At 74.3% G+C, this 17,815-nt stretch carries 13 protein-coding genes and 1 pseudogene; 11 read left to right on the top strand and 3 right to left on the bottom strand.

Features of this window, described 5'->3' with window-relative positions:
- The 11 genes and pseudogenes from JWR81_RS10475 to JWR81_RS10425 all read left to right on the top strand — a co-directional run.
- A pseudogene (locus JWR81_RS10475) lies at positions 1-145 on the top strand (electron transfer flavoprotein subunit alpha/FixB family protein); the annotation flags it as partial.
- A 136-nt stretch (positions 146-281) separates the two neighbouring features.
- On the top strand, positions 282-1,043 hold the full coding sequence (locus tag JWR81_RS10470; protein WP_297649954.1) for a GNAT family N-acyltransferase: 762 nt from the start codon (positions 282-284) through the stop codon (positions 1,041-1,043).
- Positions 1,040-1,963 (top strand): 1-acyl-sn-glycerol-3-phosphate acyltransferase, encoded by a 924-nt coding sequence (locus tag JWR81_RS10465; RefSeq protein WP_297649952.1) that lies wholly within the window; start codon positions 1,040-1,042, stop codon positions 1,961-1,963. Before JWR81_RS10470 ends, JWR81_RS10465 begins: the two co-directional genes overlap by 4 nt.
- 323 nt (positions 1,964-2,286) lie before the next feature.
- The gene (locus tag JWR81_RS10460) at positions 2,287-3,549 is read left to right on the top strand and encodes a cysteine desulfurase family protein (RefSeq protein WP_297649950.1); all 1,263 of its coding nucleotides are present in this window, start codon (positions 2,287-2,289) and stop codon (positions 3,547-3,549) included.
- A complete protein-coding gene (gene mnmA / locus JWR81_RS10455) occupies positions 3,546-4,637 on the top strand; it encodes a tRNA 2-thiouridine(34) synthase MnmA (protein ID WP_297649948.1) in 1,092 nt (363 codons plus the stop codon). The genes JWR81_RS10460 and mnmA overlap by 4 nt, the downstream gene beginning before the upstream one ends.
- A 118-nt stretch (positions 4,638-4,755) precedes the next feature.
- Positions 4,756-5,943 (top strand): methionine synthase, encoded by a 1,188-nt coding sequence (locus tag JWR81_RS10450; RefSeq protein WP_297649946.1) that lies wholly within the window; start codon positions 4,756-4,758, stop codon positions 5,941-5,943.
- A 411-nt stretch (positions 5,944-6,354) separates the two neighbouring features.
- The gene (locus JWR81_RS10445; RefSeq protein ID WP_297649944.1) at positions 6,355-7,455 is read left to right on the top strand and encodes an alanine--glyoxylate aminotransferase family protein; all 1,101 of its coding nucleotides are present in this window, start codon (positions 6,355-6,357) and stop codon (positions 7,453-7,455) included.
- A gap of 189 nt (positions 7,456-7,644) precedes the next feature.
- A complete protein-coding gene (gene ligA, locus JWR81_RS10440) occupies positions 7,645-10,005 on the top strand; it encodes an NAD-dependent DNA ligase LigA (RefSeq protein WP_297649942.1) in 2,361 nt (786 codons plus the stop codon).
- Between the two features lie 124 nt (positions 10,006-10,129).
- A complete protein-coding gene (locus tag JWR81_RS10435) occupies positions 10,130-10,852 on the top strand; it encodes a 3-keto-5-aminohexanoate cleavage protein (protein ID WP_297649940.1) in 723 nt (240 codons plus the stop codon).
- 222 nt (positions 10,853-11,074) lie between these two features.
- A complete protein-coding gene (locus JWR81_RS10430; protein WP_297649931.1) occupies positions 11,075-12,148 on the top strand; it encodes a ferredoxin reductase in 1,074 nt (357 codons plus the stop codon).
- A 10-nt stretch (positions 12,149-12,158) separates the two neighbouring features.
- Positions 12,159-13,331, top strand: coding sequence for an acyl-CoA desaturase (locus JWR81_RS10425; RefSeq protein WP_297649929.1), 1,173 nt, complete (start codon positions 12,159-12,161; stop codon positions 13,329-13,331).
- A 64-nt stretch (positions 13,332-13,395) separates the two neighbouring features.
- Here JWR81_RS10425 and JWR81_RS10420 read toward each other — a convergent pair whose 3' ends face one another.
- From JWR81_RS10420 to JWR81_RS10410, 3 genes are all read right to left on the bottom strand, one after another.
- Positions 13,396-15,222 (bottom strand): glycoside hydrolase family 16 protein, encoded by a 1,827-nt coding sequence (locus JWR81_RS10420; protein WP_297649922.1) that lies wholly within the window; start codon positions 15,220-15,222, stop codon positions 13,396-13,398.
- Between the two features lie 310 nt (positions 15,223-15,532).
- Positions 15,533-16,741 carry a CdaR family transcriptional regulator gene (locus JWR81_RS10415; RefSeq protein WP_297649920.1) on the bottom strand — a complete coding sequence of 403 codons (1,209 nt, stop codon included), beginning with the start codon at positions 16,739-16,741 and terminating at the stop codon, positions 15,533-15,535.
- 70 nt (positions 16,742-16,811) lie between these two features.
- Entirely contained in the window at positions 16,812-17,465 is a 654-nt protein-coding gene (locus tag JWR81_RS10410) for an ACT domain-containing protein (protein WP_297649917.1), read from the bottom strand.
- Positions 17,466-17,815: the final 350 nt, after the last annotated feature.

The following is a 17,815-nucleotide window of genomic DNA, read 5'->3' as shown; positions in this document are numbered from 1 at the left end:
CGGGATGCAGACGTCGAAGACGATCATCGCGGTGAACAAGGACGCCGAGGCGCCGATCTTCGAGATCGCCGACTTCGGTGTGGTGGGTGACCTGTTCAAGGTGGCCCCGCAGCTCAAGGACGAGATCGCCAAGCGCAAGAGCTGATCCCGTTCCACCACGGCGCCCCCGGACCCTTCGGTCCGGGGGCGCCGTCGTGCCCGGGGAGGAGTTCACCGGGGTTCCATCGACACGTCGGCGTGAGAGGGGACGGGTGTTGCCGGCGGCCCGTACACAGACGCGCGTGACCTCATCGCAGCTGCTGGTCCAGACTCCGGAGACGGCGACGTCGCGCTACTCGCTGCTCCTCACCACCGACCCCGACGAGGTGCTCGCCGCCCAGCGGCTGCGCCACCGCGTGTTCGCGGGCGAGCTCGGCGCCACACTGCACGGTGATGTCCCGGACGCCGACATCGACCGGTTCGACGCCTTCTGCGACCACCTCGTGGTCCGCGAGGACGCCACCGGCGAGATCGTCGGCACCTACCGGGTGCTCCCGCCCGAGCGGGCCCGCGCCGCCGGGTCGCTGTACTGCGAGGGCGAGTTCGCGATCGGCGCACTCGCGCCGCTGCGCTCCTCGCTGGTGGAGACCGGCCGCTCGTGCGTGCACCCTGACCACCGCGACGGAGCCGTCGTGAGCCTCGTCTGGGCCGGGCTGGCCCGGTACATGCTGCTCACCGGCAACCGCTGGCTCGTCGGTTGCGCGAGCGTCCCGCTGGCCGACGGTGGGCACGTCGCGGCCGGTGTCCGCGACCGGGTGCTGGCGCGGGACCTCTCGCCCGAGGCCTACCGCGTGCGCCCGCACCTGCTCTGGGACGCCACCGGCGTCGCGCGACCAGGCAGGGCCGTCCTGCCGCCGCTGCTGCGCGGCTACCTGCGCCTGGGGGCCTGGGTGTGCGGCGAGCCCGCGTTCGACCCCGACTTCGACTGCGCCGACTTCCTCGTCCTGCTGGGCCTGGACCACATGGACGCCCGCTACGCGCGCTTCTTCCTGGGGGAGCAGTGACGATCTCCGTCCCGCACGCCGCCCTGCACTCCGTCACACATCCCGTCCTGGACGCGCCGGGCCGGGCGCCGTCCTCGGCGTGCACGGCCGGCTGCCTCCTGTCCGACGACGTGCCGCGCTGCGGCTGGGCGCGCGTCGCGCTGCGGATGACCGGACTGGTGGCGGTGCTGCTCGCCACCGTCGCGGGTGCACCGCTGCTGCGGACGGCCCGGCGCGACCGGTGGCTGCGGGTCTGCAGCCGCGCGGCGCTGCGGGCCGCGGGCGTGCGCATGCGCGTCACGGGCGACACGCGCTACGGCGGCGCAGGTGCCCTCGTGGTGGCCAACCACCTCTCGTGGATCGACGTTCTCGCCCTCGACTCGGTGCAGCCGGTGCGCATGCTGGCCAAGCAGGAGGTGCGCGACTGGCCCGTGATCGGCGGGCTGGCCATTCGTACGGGTGTGCTGTTCGTCGACCGGGCCGGGTTGCACGACCTGCCCGCCACCGTGGCCGCCGCCGCCGAGGCGCTGCGCTCCGGTGCTGCGGTGGGGGTCTTCCCGGAAGGGACCACGTGGTGCGGGGCGGCGGCCGGGACGTTCCGGCGCGCCGCCTTCCAGGCCGCGATCGACGCCGGTGTCCCGGTGCGCCCGGTGGCCATCGCGTTCCGGCTGCCCGACGGCGCACCGGCGCGCTGCGCGGCGTTCGTGGGGGAGCAGACGCTGCTCGACTCGCTGCTACGGGTCCTGCGTCTGCCCGGGCTCGTGTGCGAGATGGCCGTGCTGCCGGCCATCCCGACGGCCGGGACGGACCGGCGTGCTCTCGCACTGCGTGCCGGCGAGGCCGTCGGTGCGGTCACCGGCGTGGCGCACCCGGCCGTGCGGCGGCCGGTGCAGCCGGAGGTGCTGACGACGGCCGGCGAGAGCCTGGTCGCCGCGGCCTGACGGTCCACCGGGGCCGGACGGCGCTGTTGCGGTGCTCCCGGAATGGCGCGACCGACGCGTTCTCTGCTCTCGCACGGACACGGTTCGCGGGATCGTCCGGACAGGAATCCGGGAATCGTGCGCAGGGGGGCTCCGGCGGACGGTCGCCCGCCGGGCCGCCGCGGCGGGTCTCGCGCTGACGGTGGCGCTCCATCTCGGCGGTGTTCGTCGACCGGTAGCGACCCACGCCTGCGTCATGACACGGCGCGCCCGGCGTGGAACCACACGGTGCGCGGCGACTACCCTCTTCCGGAGGAACACCGACCGGACGGGTACTCGATGTGATGGGCAGCGATGTGAGCTCCACCAGCGGCAGCGCCTCACCGGAAGGGACGCCGCCGGCCATCTATCTCGACCACGCCGCCACCACCCCGATGCTCCCTGAGGCCGTGGCTCGCATGGCCGAGGCCCTCTCGCGCACGGGCAACGCGTCGTCGCTGCACACCGCGGGGCGCCGGTCGCGGCGCGACGTGGAGGAGTCCCGCGAGCGGATCGCCGCCGCGGTGGGCGCGCGGCCGTCGGAGGTCGTGCTCACCACCGGCGGCACCGAGAGCGACAACCTCGCCGTCAAGGGCCTGTACTGGGCCCGCCGGGCCGCCGACGCCCGCCGCGTGCGCGTGCTGGTCTCCGCGATCGAGCACCACGCCGTCCTCGACTCCGCCGAGTGGCTCGCCGCGCACGAGGGCGCCGAGGTGGAGCTCCTCCCGGTCGACGCCGACGGCCGCGTGCAGCCCGACGTGCTGCGCGCCGTGATCGCCCGCGCGCCCGAGACCGTCGCGCTGGTCTCGGTCATGTGGGCCAACAACGAGGTCGGCACCGTCAACCCGATCCGGGAGCTCGCCGCCGCGGCCCACGAGTTCGACGTGCCACTGCACACCGACGCCGTGCAGGCGGTCGGGATCCTGCCCGTCGAGTTCGCCGCGTCCGGCGCCGACGCGCTGACCCTCACCGGCCACAAGCTCGGCGGCCCCTACGGCGCGGGTGCGCTGCTGCTGGGCCGTTCGGTCGAGCTCACGCCGCTGCTGCACGGCGGCGGCCAGGAGCGCGACGTCCGCTCCGGCACGCTCGACACCCCCGCGGTCGTCGGGCTGGCCACCGCCGTCGAGCTCGCGGTGGCCGACGCCCCGCGCCGCGCGGAGATGCTCGCCGGGCTGCGTGACGACCTCATCGGCAAGGTGCTCGCCACCGTCGGCGACGCCGCCCTCAACGGCGACCCGGGCACCGGCCTGATCGACGGCGGCCCGTCGCGGCTCCCCGGCAACGCCCACCTGTCGTTCCCCGGCTGCGAGGGCGACAGCCTGCTGATGCTGCTCGACGCGCAGGGCATCGAGTGCTCCACCGGCTCCGCGTGCACCGCGGGCGTCGCGCAGCCCAGCCACGTCCTGCTCGCGATGGGCGCCGACGAGGCCACCGCCCGCGGCTCGCTGCGCTTCTCGCTCGGCCACACCTCCACCCCGGCCGACGTCGACGCCGTCGCCGCCGTGATCGGGCAGGTGGTGGACCGCGCCCGCCGGGCGGGCCAGCAGTCGGTGGCGACCGGCCGATGAGGGTTCTCGCCGCGATGAGCGGGGGCGTCGACTCCGCCGTCGCCGCCGCCCGGGCCGTCGACGCAGGGCACGACGTCGTCGGGGTGCACCTGGCTCTGTCGGAGACCCCGGCCGCGCTGCGGGGCGGGTCGCGCGGCTGCTGCTCCAAGGAGGACGCGGGCGACGCCCGCCGCGCCGCCGACGTGCTCGACATCCCGTTCTACGTCTGGGACTTCGCCGCCCGCTTCACCGAGGACGTCGTCGACGACTTCGTCTCCTCCTACGCCGCCGGGCAGACCCCCAACCCGTGCCTGCGCTGCAACGAGAAGATCAAGTTCGCGGCCCTGCTGGACCGCGCGCTCGGGCTCGGCTTCGACGCGGTCTGCACGGGGCACTACGCGCAGCTCACCAGGAACGACGACGGGGCCGGGGAGCTGCGTCGCGCCGTCGACGGGGACAAGGACCAGTCCTACGTCCTCGCCGTGCTCACCCCGCACCAGCTCGCGCACGCGATGTTCCCGCTCGGCGACACCCCGAAGTCGCAGGTCCGGGCCGAGGCCGCGCGCCGCGGGCTGCGGGTGGCCGACAAGCCCGACAGCCACGACATCTGCTTCATCCCCTCCGGCGACACCCGCGCGTTCCTGACGTCGAAGCTCGGCACGCGACCGGGCGCGGTCGTCGACGACAGCACGGGGGAGGAGCTGGCCCGACACGACGGCGTGCACGGCTTCACGGTGGGGCAGCGCAAGGGCCTCGGCGTCGCCGCCCCCGCCGCCGACGGCCGCCCGCGCTACGTGCTGGGCATCGAGCCGGTCAGCGGCACGGTGCGGGTCGGGCCCGCCGCGGCGCTGGACGTCCGCACCATCGAGGCCGCCCGCCCCGTGTGGGGCGGCGGGCGCGCGCCGGGTGGGCGGTTCCGCTGCGTCGCGCAGGTGCGCGCGCACGGCGGCCTGGCCGACGCCACCGCCGAGCCCTCCGCCGAGGGTCTGCGCGTGGAGCTCCACGAACCGCTGCGCGGCGTGGCCCCGGGCCAGGCGGTGGCGCTGTACCGCCCCGACGCCCGCGGCGACGTGGTCCTCGGCAGCGCGACGATCACCGCGGCCCGCTGACCCCTGTGCGCGGAAACGTGGCCGGAGCCGCGTTGTCCGCGCCCGACCTCGAGCAGCACTGCGTTCCGCCGACAGTGCCGTTGGCCGGGTGCGCGGACCCGGCTGGTAGACAGGCCCCGTGAGCACCGACGATCCGCTGGCCGCCGCCCTCGCCGCCGCCGGGTTGGCCGGGGTCCGGCCGGGCGTGTCCGCCCCGCCGCCACCCGCGATCGAGGTCGTCACCCCCGAGGAGGCCGGCCCCGCCGAGCCCGCCCCGCGCTGGCCCGCAGGCGCGGCCACGGGGGTCGGCTCGATGCCCGGGGAGGACGTCCGCGAGGCCGCGGCCACCATCGTCGGCGAGCTGCCGCTGCTGCCCCACCTGCCCGAGCTGCCCGAGCGCGGCGTCGGAGCGGACATGATCGGCCGCACCGCCGCGCTGCTCGTGGACATCGCGGTGGAGGTGCGCCCGTCGGGCTACCGGGTCGCGGCCCGGCCCGGCCGCGACCACCGTCGCGCCGTCGACCTGCTGCGCGGCGACATCGACGCGTTCGACGAGGCCTGCGACCCCGTCCATCCGGGATGGGTCAAGGTGCAGGCGGCCGGGCCGTGGACGCTCGCCGCGTCCGTCGAGCTGAGCAACGGTCACAAGGTCCTCACCGACCGCGGCGCCGTGCGGGAGTTCGCGGCCAGCCTCACCGAGGGGTTGAAGGCGCACGTCGCGGAGGTCGCGGCGCGCACCGGCGCCAGCGTGCTGCTGCAGGTCGACGAGCCCTCGTTGAGCGCCGTCATCGGCGGGCAGGTGCCCACCCCGTCGGGCTACGGGACGGTGCGGGCGGTGTCGGAGGCCGCGGTGAAGGACGTGCTGCGCGAGCTGATCAGCGCGGTCGGGGTGCCCGTCGCACTGCACTGCTGCGCGTCGCGGCCGCCGATGGCGGTGCTGGCCGACGTCGGCGCCGCCGCGCTCGGGGTCGACGCCACGCGTCCCGAGATCGCCGGCAGCACCGCCGACCCTGCCGCGCTGGACCGCATCGGCGAGATCTGGGACGTCGGCACGCCACTGCTGCTGGGGCTGGTGCCCTCGACCGCCCCGCGTGGCCGCGTCACCAGCCGCGAGCTGGCGAGGCCCGCGTTCGACCTGGCCGACCGTCTCGGCTTCGACAGGGTGCGCCTGGGCGCCCTCGCGGTCCCGACCCCGACGTGCGGCCTCGCGGGAGCCGACCCGGCCTGGGCCCGCCGGGCCCTGGAGCTCGCCCGCGAGCTGGGCGAGGCCTTCGTCGACCCGCCCGACACGGACCCCCGCGACCCCGAGGACCGCGAGAACGCCTGACCCACCGCGAGCCGACACGTTCCGGTGCGCGAGTCGACACCATGCGTCCCGCGAGTCGACACCACACGGCCCCGCGTCGGTGTCGCGCCGTTCGCGGGGCGTTCCGGTACGGCTCGTCGCGATCACGGCGTCCATCGCGACGATGTCGCGGCCGTCCGCTCGGCCGGCACAGCCGGGCGCCGGGTGTCGCCGGTGAGGTTCCGCTGCGGCAGCACCCGCAGGACGGGGGCTCGGGCCCGCTCGATCCACGGTCGCGCGACGGTCGACCGGCCGTCACCGAGCACGTCGCGAACGAGGAGCGAGTGCTCACGGCATTGACCGACGACGAGCGCTCAACCCTCGACGACCTGCTGCGCAGGCTGCTGGCCGCCGTCGAGAACGAAGTGGCGGACCGGGCGTAGCCTCGGCCGCATGCACGGTGATCGCCTGCTCCTCGGACCCGGCCCGTCGATCCCCTACCCGGAGGCGATGGAGGCGCTGAGCCGCCCCGTCCTGGGGCACCTCGATCCCGAGTACCTCGGCGTCATCGCCGAGATCGGCGACCGGCTGCGCGCCGTGTTCCGCACCGCGAACGCGCTGACGCTGCCCGTGAGCGGCACCGGGTCGGCGGGCATGGAGGCGTGCCTCGCCTCGCTGCTGGAGCCGGGCGAGACCGTGATCGTCGGCATCAACGGCTACTTCGGCGAGCGGATCTGCCAGGTCGCCCAGCGCGGTGGCGCGCAGGTGGTGCGCGTCGAGGCGCCGTGGGGCACCGCGCTCGACCCCGCCGACCTGCTCGCCGCGCAGCGCGCGAACCCGCAGGCCGCGCTCGTGGCCGTGGTCGCCGCGGAGACGTCCACGGGCGTGCGCAACGACGTCGCCCCGCTCGGCCCGGAGCTGGCGAAGACCGACACGCTGCTGCTCGTCGACGCCGTCACGGCGCTGGGCGGCACCCGCCTCGAGGTCGACGCCTGGCAGATCGACGCGTGCTACTCGGCGTCGCAGAAGTGTCTCGGCGCTCCTCCCGGCCTCGCCCCGGTGACGCTCGGCCCGCGCGCCGTGGCCAAGGTGCGCGGCCGCTCCACGCCGATCCATTCGTTCTACCTGGACCTGGGCCTGCTGCAGGACTTCTTCCTCTCCAGCCCGCCCACCTACCACCACACGGCGTCCTCGACGCTGGCGTACTCGCTGCACGCCGGCCTGGGGCGGCTGCTGGAGGAGGGCGTCGAGGAGGTCTGGGACCGGCACGCTCGCATCGGTGCGCTGCTGCAGTCCGAGCTGCCGGAGCTGGGCTTCTCGATGGTGGCCGACGGCGCCGCCCGGCTCCCGCAGCTCACGGCCACCCTGCTGCCCGAGGGGATGGAGGAGGGGCCGGCGCGCAAGCGGTTGCTGACCGAGTACGGCATCGAGGTGGGCGGCGGGCTCGGTGAGTTCGCCGGGCGCGCGTGGCGCATCGGGATGATGGGCCACGCGGCCACCGAGCTGTCCGTGGTGACCCTGCTGGGCGCGGTCCGGGAGCTGCTCAAGGCGTGACCGGCAGCCCCGGCGTCGCGGGGTCCGGCAGCGCGAGCGGCGAGGGGTCCCGGACTAACAGCGGCGCCTGCTGCACCGGCGCCGCGACGGTGACGGTCGCGCCCCCGTTCGTGGGGGTCGGGCACCTCCGGATGTGGGTGCGGTGTCACCCGTCCGGAAATGTCGGTGTTCCTCGGTAACCTCGCCCTCGTGAGTCCAGACGCATCGGTTCGCGAGCGGTACGCCCGGCTGTCGGAGGAGGTCGCAGGCCACCAGTTCCGCTACTACGTGCTCGACGCCCCCGTCCTGTCCGACGGGCAGTTCGACGAGCTGTGGCGCGAGCTGCTGGCGCTGGAGGAGGCCCATCCGGAGCTGGTCACGCCCGAGTCGCCCACGCAGAAGGTCGGCAGCCGGTTCAACACCGACTTCGTGGCGTACGACCATCTGGAGCGCATGCTCAGCCTCGACAACGCCTTCAGCGACGACGAGCTGCGCGCCTGGGCGGAGCGGGCGGCGAAGGACGTCGGCACGGAGCAGCTCCACTACCTGTGCGAGCTCAAGATCGACGGGCTGGCGGTCAACCTGCTCTACGAGAACGGCAGGCTCACCCGGGCGCTCACCCGCGGCGACGGACGCACGGGCGAGGACATCACGCTCAACATGCGCACGTTGGAGGAGGTGCCCGAGCAGCTCACCGGCACCGACGAGTTCCCGGTGCCGGCGCTGGTCGAGGTGCGCGGCGAGGTCTACTTCCGGCTGGAGGACTTCCAGGCGCTCAACGCGCTGATGGTCGAGGCGGGCAAGCCCGTCTACGCCAACCCCCGCAACACCGCGGCCGGCTCGCTGCGCCAGAAGGATCCGCGCATCACGGCGTCGCGCCACCTGCGGCTGATCTGCCACGGCTTCGGCAAGCGCGAGGGGTTCGTGCTTGAGCGCCAGTCCCAGGGCTACGACGCGCTGCGCGCCTGGGGGCTGCCGGTCTCCGAGCGCACCACCATCCTCACCGGCGTCGACGAGGTGCTCGACCACATCCGGTACTGGGGCGAGCACCGCCACGACATCGAGCACGAGATCGACGGCATCGTCGTCAAGGTCGACGAGGTGGCGCTGCAGCGGCGGCTGGGGTCCACGTCGCGCGCGCCGCGCTGGGCCATCGCGTTCAAGTACCCCCCCGAGGAGGTAACCACCAAGCTCCTCGACATCCGCGTCAACGTCGGCCGCACCGGCCGCGTCACCCCGTTCGCGTTCATGGAGCCGGTGGTGGTGGCGCAGTCCACCGTCTCGCTGGCCACGCTGCACAACGCCAGCGAGGTCAAGCGCAAGGGCGTGCTGATCGGCGACCACGTCGTCATCCGCAAGGCGGGTGACGTCATCCCCGAGGTGCTCGGCCCGGTGGTCGACCTGCGCGACGGCACCGAGCGCGAGTTCGTCATGCCCACCCACTGCCCCGAGTGCGGCACCGAGCTCGCGCAGCAGAAGGCGGGCGACGTCGACCTGCGCTGCCCCAACTCCCGCTCCTGCCCCGCGCAGCTGCGTGAGCGGCTGTTCCACGTCGCGGGGCGGGGCGCGTTCGACATCGAGGGGCTGGGCTACGAGGCTGCCACAGCGCTGCTGACGTCGGGCGTCGTGCAGGACGAGGGCGACGTCTTCGCGCTCGACGAGGCCGATCTGCTGCAGGTGGAGCTGTTCCGCAAGAAGGACGGCGCGCTCTCGGCCAACGGCCGCAAGCTGCTCGACAACCTGGAGGCGGCCAAGGACCGCCCGCTGTGGCGGGTGCTGGTCGGGCTGTCGATCCGGCACGTCGGGCCCACCGCGGCGCAGGCGCTCGCCCGTGAGTTCGCCTCCATGGACGCGATCGAACAGGCGGCGGAGAACGCCGTCCGCGACACCGCGGCGGCGGGTATCGCCATCACCTCCGAAGGCGAGGCCGACGATCCGGCCGACGACAGCGGTGACGCCGTCGAGGCGCCGACCGCCGAACCCGCCGCCACGGGCGAGGACGCGGTGGCCGCTGTGGAGACGGCGGACGCCGTGCCCGGGGACGCACCGGACGAGCTCTCGGTGGAGGAGCGCGCGCTCGCCGCCGAGAAGGCCGCCCGCGCCGCCACGCGCGCGCAGGCCAAGGCCCTGGCCGCGGCGCTCGCCCCCATCGCGGGGGTCGAGGGCGTCGGGCCCACCATCGCGGCGGCGGTGCGCGACTGGTTCTCGGTCGACTGGCACCGCGAGGTCGTGCAGAAGTGGCGGGCGGCAGGGGTCCGCATGGTCGACGAGGTCGACGAGTCGATGCCCCGCACGCTCGACGGGCTGTCCGTCGTCGTCACCGGCTCCATGGACGGCTTCTCCCGCGACGAGGCCAAGGAGGCCATCACGGCACGGGGCGGCCGCGCCGCCGGCTCGGTGTCGAAGAAGACGGCGTTCGTGGTGGCCGGGGAGGCACCGGGGTCCAAGTACGACAAGGCCCTGGAGATCGGCGTCCCTGTGCTGGACGAGGCCGGGTTCCGGGTCCTGCTGGAGCGCGGTCCCGAGGCGGCGCGGGAGGTCGCCCAGGAGCCGTCCGCGGCGAAGACGTGATGCCGCCCACCCCGATCGTGGCCAGGCGCGACGCCCGTATGATCACGCGCGTCGGGTCTCCATCCGGAGGAGGCGCGGATCATGGTCCGCGCACGACTGTTCTTCCAGTGTTGGGGGTGTCGCAGTGCTGCAGGCGGTTCTGAACGGATCGCGGCCCGAGGACGCTCACCCGGCGCTGCCGGTCCTCGCCCGGCACCTCGCCCGTGACGCCCGTGCCGTCGCACGGCTGGGCATCCTGGCGGTGCACGTCCACCCCCGCGGGCCGGACGGGCAGGAGACGCTCGACCCGATGCACGTCGGCGACGCCGTGGCGGCCATCCGCCAGGAGGTGCCCGGCATGGAGATCGGGGTCACCACCGGCCGGTGGATCCAGCCCGATCCGATGAAGCGCATCGAGGCCGTCCAGGCCTGGGGCCACCTCGGGGTGGGCAAGCCCGACGTGTGCTCGGTCAACGTTCACGAGAAGGGCTGGATCGACGTGTGCCGCGCGGCGGCGTCGGTCGGCATCGGCGTAGAGCTCGGGGTCTGGACCAGCGGCGACGCCGTCACCCTGCGCCAGCAGGGCATGCCGCCGGGCATCACGCGCGTCCTCGTCGAGTCCACCGTGTCCGACCCCGAGACGGCCGTGGCCGAGGGCGCGCGCATCATGCGGGCGCTGGGCTCGGAGCTCGGCGCGCCGGTGCTGCTGCACGGCGAGGAGGACGGCGCCTGGCCGGTGCTGGAGTACGCCCTGCGCATGGGCGTCGACACCCGCATCGGCTTCGAGGACGTGCTCGTGCGCCCCGACGGATGGCTCGCCACCGGCAACGACGACCTCGCCAAGGCGGCGCTGGCCATCCGGGGCTGAGCACGCCCTCCACCACCTGCCCGCCGTGTCCGCGGAGGACCGCGCGGTCGCCGAGGTGCCACTCGCCGTGCTCGCTTTAGCCGCCTGTTTCCTCGCGCGTACCGGCCGTTAACCGGGCAACGGCCGTCCAACCATCAACTTTGGCTTCTGCAACAGTTATTGATCGTCGGACGTGGGCAGGCCCGTGGCCGGTTGTGCGAACCGCGCAATACCGTCGAGTTCATGGGAGCTCTCAGCTCGATCGGACGACTCGCGCGCGGCGCGGCGGGGTATCTGACCCAGCCGTTGCTGCCCGACGACCTGCTCGGCACGCTGAACCCGCTGTGGTCCGCGCGCGAGCCGCACGCCCGCGTCGTCGGGCTGCGTCGCGAGACCGTCGACACCACCACCCTGCTGCTGCGCCCGGGCGTCGGTGTCGTGAAGCACCGGCCGGGGCAGTTCGTCGGTGTCGGGCTGCGGGTCGACGGGGTGTGGCAGTGGCGCACGTACTCCGTCACCTCCCGCCCGTCCGACGACCTGCTCGCCGTCACTGTCACGGCGGTGCCGGGCGGGCTGCTCTCGGGCCGGCTCGCGCACCGCACGCCCGTGGGCACCCTGGTGCGCATCGGCCCACCCGCGGGCGAGTTCGTGCTGCCCGACCCGGTGCCGGAGAAGCTGCTGTTCCTGGCCGCGGGCAGCGGCGTCACCCCGATCATGGGGATGCTGCGCGAGCTCGTGGCAACCCGCCCCGAGGCGCTCGACGGCGCGATCGTCGTGCACTGCGACCGGACACCCGCCGACATGGTCTTCGGCCTCGAGCTGCGGGCCATGGCGGCGGCCACCGGGATGCGGTTCGTCGAGCGGCACACCGCGCTCGAGGGCCGGCTGACCGGCGACACGCTCACCGACGTCGTCCCCGACTGGGCGGCGCGGCAGGCGTGGGCGTGCGGCCCGGCCGGGCTGCTGGACTCCCTGACCGAGCACTGGGGGCGGGCGGGCGACGCCGACGCCCTGCACGTCGAGCGCTTCACCCCGCCCACCCTGGGCGGCGACGGCGCGACGGGTGGCCGCGTCACGTTCACCACCAGCGGCATCGACGCCGAGGCGGGGCCGGGCACGCCGCTCATGGCGGCCGGCGAGGCCGCCGGCGCCCTGCTGCCCAGCGGCTGCCGCATGGGCATCTGCCACACCTGCGTGGGGACGCTGCGCTCCGGCGCCGTCCGCGACCTGCGCACCGGTGACCTGTACGACACCCCCGGCGAATCCGTGCGCACCTGTGTCTCCGGTGCCGCGGGCGACGTCGAGATCGAGCTCTAGGAGAACCGCCATGACCGTGAGCACGATGCCCACCAAGCAGACCACCCGAGTTCCGAAGGCCCCGGTGAGGCGCACCGTCCCGTCCACGGTGCAGGTCTTCTCGCCGGACGTGCCCACCCCGCCCTCCGCGGCCGCGCACCTCACCGACGAGCAGGTCGACGCCCTGGGCGAGGAGCTCGACGCCATCCGCGCCGAGGTCGTCGCGAGCCTCGGTGAGAAGGACGCGCAGTACATCCACACGGTGATCGCCGTGCAGCGGGCGCTGGAGGTGGCGGGCCGCGGCTCGCTGCTGTTCTCGCTGTTCCCGCCCGCGTGGATCGCCGGCACCGCCGCGCTGACCGTGGCCAAGATCCTCGACAACATGGAGCTCGGCCACAACATCCTGCACGGCCAGTGGGACTGGATGCGCGACTCGAAGATCCACTCCACCACGTGGGAGTGGGACCACGCCTCGCCCAGCGCATCCTGGCAGAAGTCGCACAACTACGAGCACCACACGTTCACGAACGTCCGGGGCAAGGACCGCGACCTCGGCTACGCGGTCATGCGCATCACCCCCGAGCAGGAGTGGAAGCCCGCCGACCTGATCCAGCCGCTCACCAACGTGGTGCTGTCGCTGATCTTCGAGTGGGGCATCGCGATCTACGACGTGGAGCTGGAGAAGGTCCAGGCCGGCACCAAGCCGTGGTCGGAGGCCAAGGCCGAGCTCAAGACGTTGTGGCGCAAGACCCGCAAGCAGCTCGCGAAGGACTACGTGCTGTTCCCGCTGCTGTCGGGCCCCGGCTTCGTCCCGACGGCGCTGGCGAACCTGACGGCCAACACCCTGCGCAACGTCTGGTCCCACGCCGTGATCTTCTGCGGGCACTTCCCGGACGGCACGGAGACCTTCGAGGAGGAGCGGCTCGACGGTGAGACGCAGGGCCAGTGGTACGTCCGGCAGATGCTCGGCTCGGCGAACCTGACCGGCTCGAAGGTCTTCCACATCATGACGGGCAACCTGAGCCACCAGATCGAGCACCACCTGTTCCCGGACGTACCGAGCAACCGGTACGCCGAGATCGCCCCGAAGGTGCGGGAGATCTGCGAGCGCTACGGCCTGCCCTACACCGCGGGCTCGCTGCCCAAGCAGTACTCGAAGGTGGTCCGCAAGATCGTCCGCCTGGCGTTCCCCGGCGGTTCCTGACCCACCGACGCACGCGACCCCCGCCCGACGTCCGGGCGGGGGTCGCGTGCGTTACGGGCCGGGGTCAGATCCCGTATTGCCTCACCCAGTCGACCTGCATCTGCGTGGACTTCGGGTTCCCGCCGAAGTTGTCGAGCTGGATCGTCATGTGCATCGGGCCGGGCGGCAGGATGGAGGTGGTGGTGGTCTTCCACCACACCTTGCCGTCGAGGTAGGTGGTGACGCCCTGCGGGCTCCACTCGACCGCCCAGTTGTGCCACTGCGTGGCGTCGACGTCCACGCTGCCCTGCACCTGGTTGTTGTTCGCGCCGTAGTGCAGGAACGTGTCGGCGGTCCGGCGGAGGGGGTCGGAGATCTCCATCCAGTCGATCTCGCCGCCGATCGGCCAGTTCTCGGCGGTGGGCCAGAGCAGCATCACCGGGTGGTACGACCCGGCGGTCGACCGGACGCGGGCCTCCCAGCGCCCGTACTTCTGGCCGTCGCCCCAGGACATCCCGCCGCTGTTGCCGTTCTCGTCGCCGGTGATGGTGAGGATGCCGTCCGCGGCGGACACCGCGTCGGGGGTGCGGCGGCCGTTGCCACCGTGGCCGGCGCCGTCGTAGACGCCCCACTGGTCCAGCCCGGCGGAGAAGTCGTCACTCCTGGTGGGCGTGCCCCAGCCGAGCTGCTGCGCCGCGGTGGTGCCGGTGCCCGTGCCCGCCGCCGTGGGTGCCGGTGCCGCCTTCTTCGTCGGCGGGGCGGCGGTGGTGGTGGGGGCCTTCGTCGGGGCCGGGGTGGGCTTCGCCTTCGGCGCGGTGGTCGGCGCCGTCGTTCGCGGGGAGGGGTGCGGTACAGGCGGCTGCTGGACGACGGGCGCGGCGTCGTCCGGCCCGGCGCACTCGGCGGGCAGTTCCTTGCCGACTCCCGCCTGGGTCAGCGCCCGGCGCAGCTGCTCGGAGCGCTCGTCGGCCTGCCCGTCGAGGCTGACCAGCAGCTCGTGCGCGGCCACCTGCCAGTGGCACTGGTTCACGGCGGCCGATCCGGCGGTGGGCAGCGCGACGAGCGCGACCGCGGCCGTGAGCAGGATCGCTGCGGTGCGGCGGCTCCCGCCGAGGCCGGCGAGCACGCGTCCACGGCGCCGGCCACCGGGGCGGGACGTGTCTGCGGTGCGGCCGTGGCGGGTGCTCCCATGGCGGCGTCGCGACCCCTGCGGGGCGCGTCGGCGGGTGGCGCGGGTGGTGTCGTCCCCCGGGAGCGCGATGGTCTCCGGCGACCCGGACGTGCGCGGGCCGGGGATCGCGAGGCCGGCCACGAGAACAGTGCCGTCGAAAGCAGTGCCGTCGACAGCAGTGGCGGCGGTCGCGGTGTCGTCGGTGTTCACGGCCTCGCCGGGAGCGGCGTGGACGGCCGGGATCTCCGCGGTGGGCGGTCCGGCCTCGAGATCGAGCGCGCGGCGCGGCGCGGGGACGACGGGAGTGGCGGCGGTCTCGGACCGCACGATCGGCAGGCCGGCGGTCACGGGCTCGGCGACGGCGTCGGCCTCGGACGCGGCGTGGCGGCTCCTGCGACCCACGGCCGCGCCGTCGGAGAACGCGCCGTCGGAGAATGCGCTGCCGGAGAACGCGCCGTCGGACCGCTCGACCTGCTCGGCAGCGTGCCTGCTCGTGGGCTCGATCGCGTGCCGGCCGACCAGCTCCGCGGCGGTCGCGGCGGTGTGGCGTGCCGGGCCCTCGTCGAGGGCGCCGTGGCGGGCCCAACCGTCGCTGACCAGGGCGGATGCGCCGTCGTGCTGCTTCGCGTGCGGCGTGCGGGGACGGGGGATCGCGCCGCGGCCCCGGTCGTCCCCGGCGTCGGGGGTTTCGGGCAGGCCGTGCCGGGGCGCGCTGGATCGCGACGTGCTGTGTCTGGACATGGGGAGCGGTCCTCGTACCCGGGGCCCGCGCGTGACCGCGAACTCCTGCCCGGTGTGCCGTCGGGCGCCCGCGGGGAGCGTCGGCGGGCAGGATCCCGGAACCGACCAGGCGCACCGGGCGACACTGTCGAGGTCGCCCGGCGGGACCGAACGTAACCAAGCCGTGATCGTCGCGGCAGCGATCGGTCACGGATCTGCGGTGACCGGACTGTCCGGTTCCACGAACGGGTGGCGGTTGGTCAGGTTGCGCGATGAATGTGACTTTCAGTCGAGCGGTGCGCAACTGCCGACGAGCGGTCGGCGATGCTGATCACGTGCCCCCGTCCGCCGTGCCGCGGCCGGGTTCCGCACGGCCGGCCGTCCGCAGCGCGACGGCCAGCTCGAGCCGAGCAGCGGGGTCGTCGAGCGCGGAGCCGAACGTCTCGCGCAGCCCGGCGAGGCGGTAGCGGACGGTCTGTGGGTGCACGTGCAGGGTCGCGGCCGTGGCGGTGACGTCGCCGTGCGCGTCGAGCCAGGCCCGCAGCGTCTCCTCTGCGCGGGCGGCCGCGCCCTCCGGGAGCGTGCCGAGGGGACGCAGCGCGCGCTCGCACAGGTCGGCGGCCACCTCGGGCTCGGCGGCGAGCAGCAGGGCCAGCAGGTGCTCGTCGGCGCGGACGAGCGGGTCGTCGCCGCAGTCCCGTCCCAGCAGGCCCCCGACGTGCAGCGGCCACGCGGCCTGGGCGCGGGCGATCGACCGCGGGGCCTGGGCCGGCTCGACCACCGGCCCGAGGACGCCGGGTCGCCCGCGCAGCCCGGTGCGGACCTGGTCGAGCCAGCCGTCCCGCTCGGGCACCGCGAGGAGGACGATGCCGACCGGGTCGAGGTCCGCGCCGATCGCCGCGGGCAGGCGCGCGGCCACCTCCACGGCGTCCTCGGCGACGAGCGCGGCCAGCCGGGTGGGCGGCCGCCAGCCCGCCGCGGCGGCCACCCGTTCGACCTCGGCGGGCGTCGCGGGGGTGGAACGGGAGAGCAGCTCGACCAGCGCGTGGCGGCGGGTCTGCAGGGACCCGGCGCGGCTCGACTCCTCGGCCGCCCACCCCGCGACCGACGCCGCCGACAGCTCCTCGATGTAGGTGAACAGCGCCTCGGCCAGCCGGAAGATGACGTCGGGCGGCAGCTGACGGGCCGTCGTGCTCTCGCCGAGCCGGCGCCACAGCGTGCGGCTGCCCACCTGGTATGCCGACTGCAGGGCGGCGAGCGTTCGGCCCTCGCGGTGTTCCAGCTGACCGAGCGCGCGGTAGACGCGGACGTCCTCAAGCGGCTCGTCGCGCCCGAGCAGGTCGAGGAACTGACCCAGTGCCACCGAGACGCCCTCGGTGATCCGCGAGCCGAACCGCCCGGTCAACGGGCGGGCGTAGTCGGTGACGTCGGCGCGCACGGCGGCGATGATCTCGTCGGTGGACGACGCGAGCTCGGGTTTGAGCGCGGCGCCGACCCACGCCGGGACCCGCGCCCACGGCCGGTCCAGCCCGCCGGTCACCGCCGCTTCGCGGGCCGCGCGCGGACGACGCGGCCTGGGCCACGCCTTCCGCGCACGAGGGGAGAGGTGGTCATGACGCCAGCACTGTCGTGACGATGCCGGCGAGGTGCGCGAGCCGGGCCAGCTCCGACGGCCGGAAGACCGGCCCGCCGGGACGTCCCACCACCAGCGCCTGCGCGGCCGCCCCGAACGGCGCGGCCGCCAGCTCGGTGTCGAGGCTGCTCCACGGCTCGGGCACCCAGTTCACCTCGGGATCGACCACGATCGCCTTCGACAGCGGCAGCCACGGCAGGTCGCCCGCGATCGTGTCCGGTGCGGCCGGGCTCTCGGCGAGCCGGTAGGACCGTGCGCCCTCGCGCACGACGACCAGCGCCCAGCCGGCCCGGAAGATCCGCGGGACGCCCGCGGCGAGCAGCTCGAGGGCGTGCCCCGGGTCGCCGGTGATCTCCTCGATCAGCTCCAGCTCCCGGTGGGTCTCCAGCAGCCCGGAGTGCGGGCGCACCGACTCGACCTGGACGCCGGGCACCGACTCGGCCGCCGTGATGAGCACGTCCGGCGGCCTGCCCTGCGGGAGCTCGACGGCGAGGTCGTCCACCGCGTGGCCGGGTGATCTCTCGACGACCGTGACGCCGAGGATGTCGGCCCCCGCGTTGCCCAGCGCCGTGGCGACGGCACCCAGACTCCCGGGCTTGTCCGGTAGCACCACCCGGATCAGGAACGACACTCCACACGCCCTCTCGCCGACCGATCCCTCATCACCCATTGCGGACAGCACCGCGTGCCGGTGCCGCTCGGGCGGGCCGACGCGGCGCTCGACGCTGGATTGTGTCAGGCCGGGAGCCGAGAGGCACGCGATCACCACGCACCGTGGTCCTGGTGCGCCGCTCGGTGCCCGCGTGGGACCCCGGTCGTGGGCGCGGCCTAAACTTGACATGCCGGTCGATGACCGCGCCCGGGACCCGTCCGTCGTCCCGCGGAGCGCGGGTCGACACCCAAGCGAGTTCATGCCGACGCAGCCGATCAGCTCGTAGACCGCCCTGGAGGACGTGTTGAGTTCCACACCGGGGACGCCCG

Origin of the sequence: Pseudonocardia sp., assembly GCF_025965585.1 — a bacterium.
Classification (GTDB): Bacteria; Actinomycetota; Actinomycetes; order Mycobacteriales; family Pseudonocardiaceae; genus Pseudonocardia.
The sequence above is the reverse complement of the archived record's forward strand: the minus strand, read 5'-3'. Positions and strand labels throughout refer to the sequence as shown.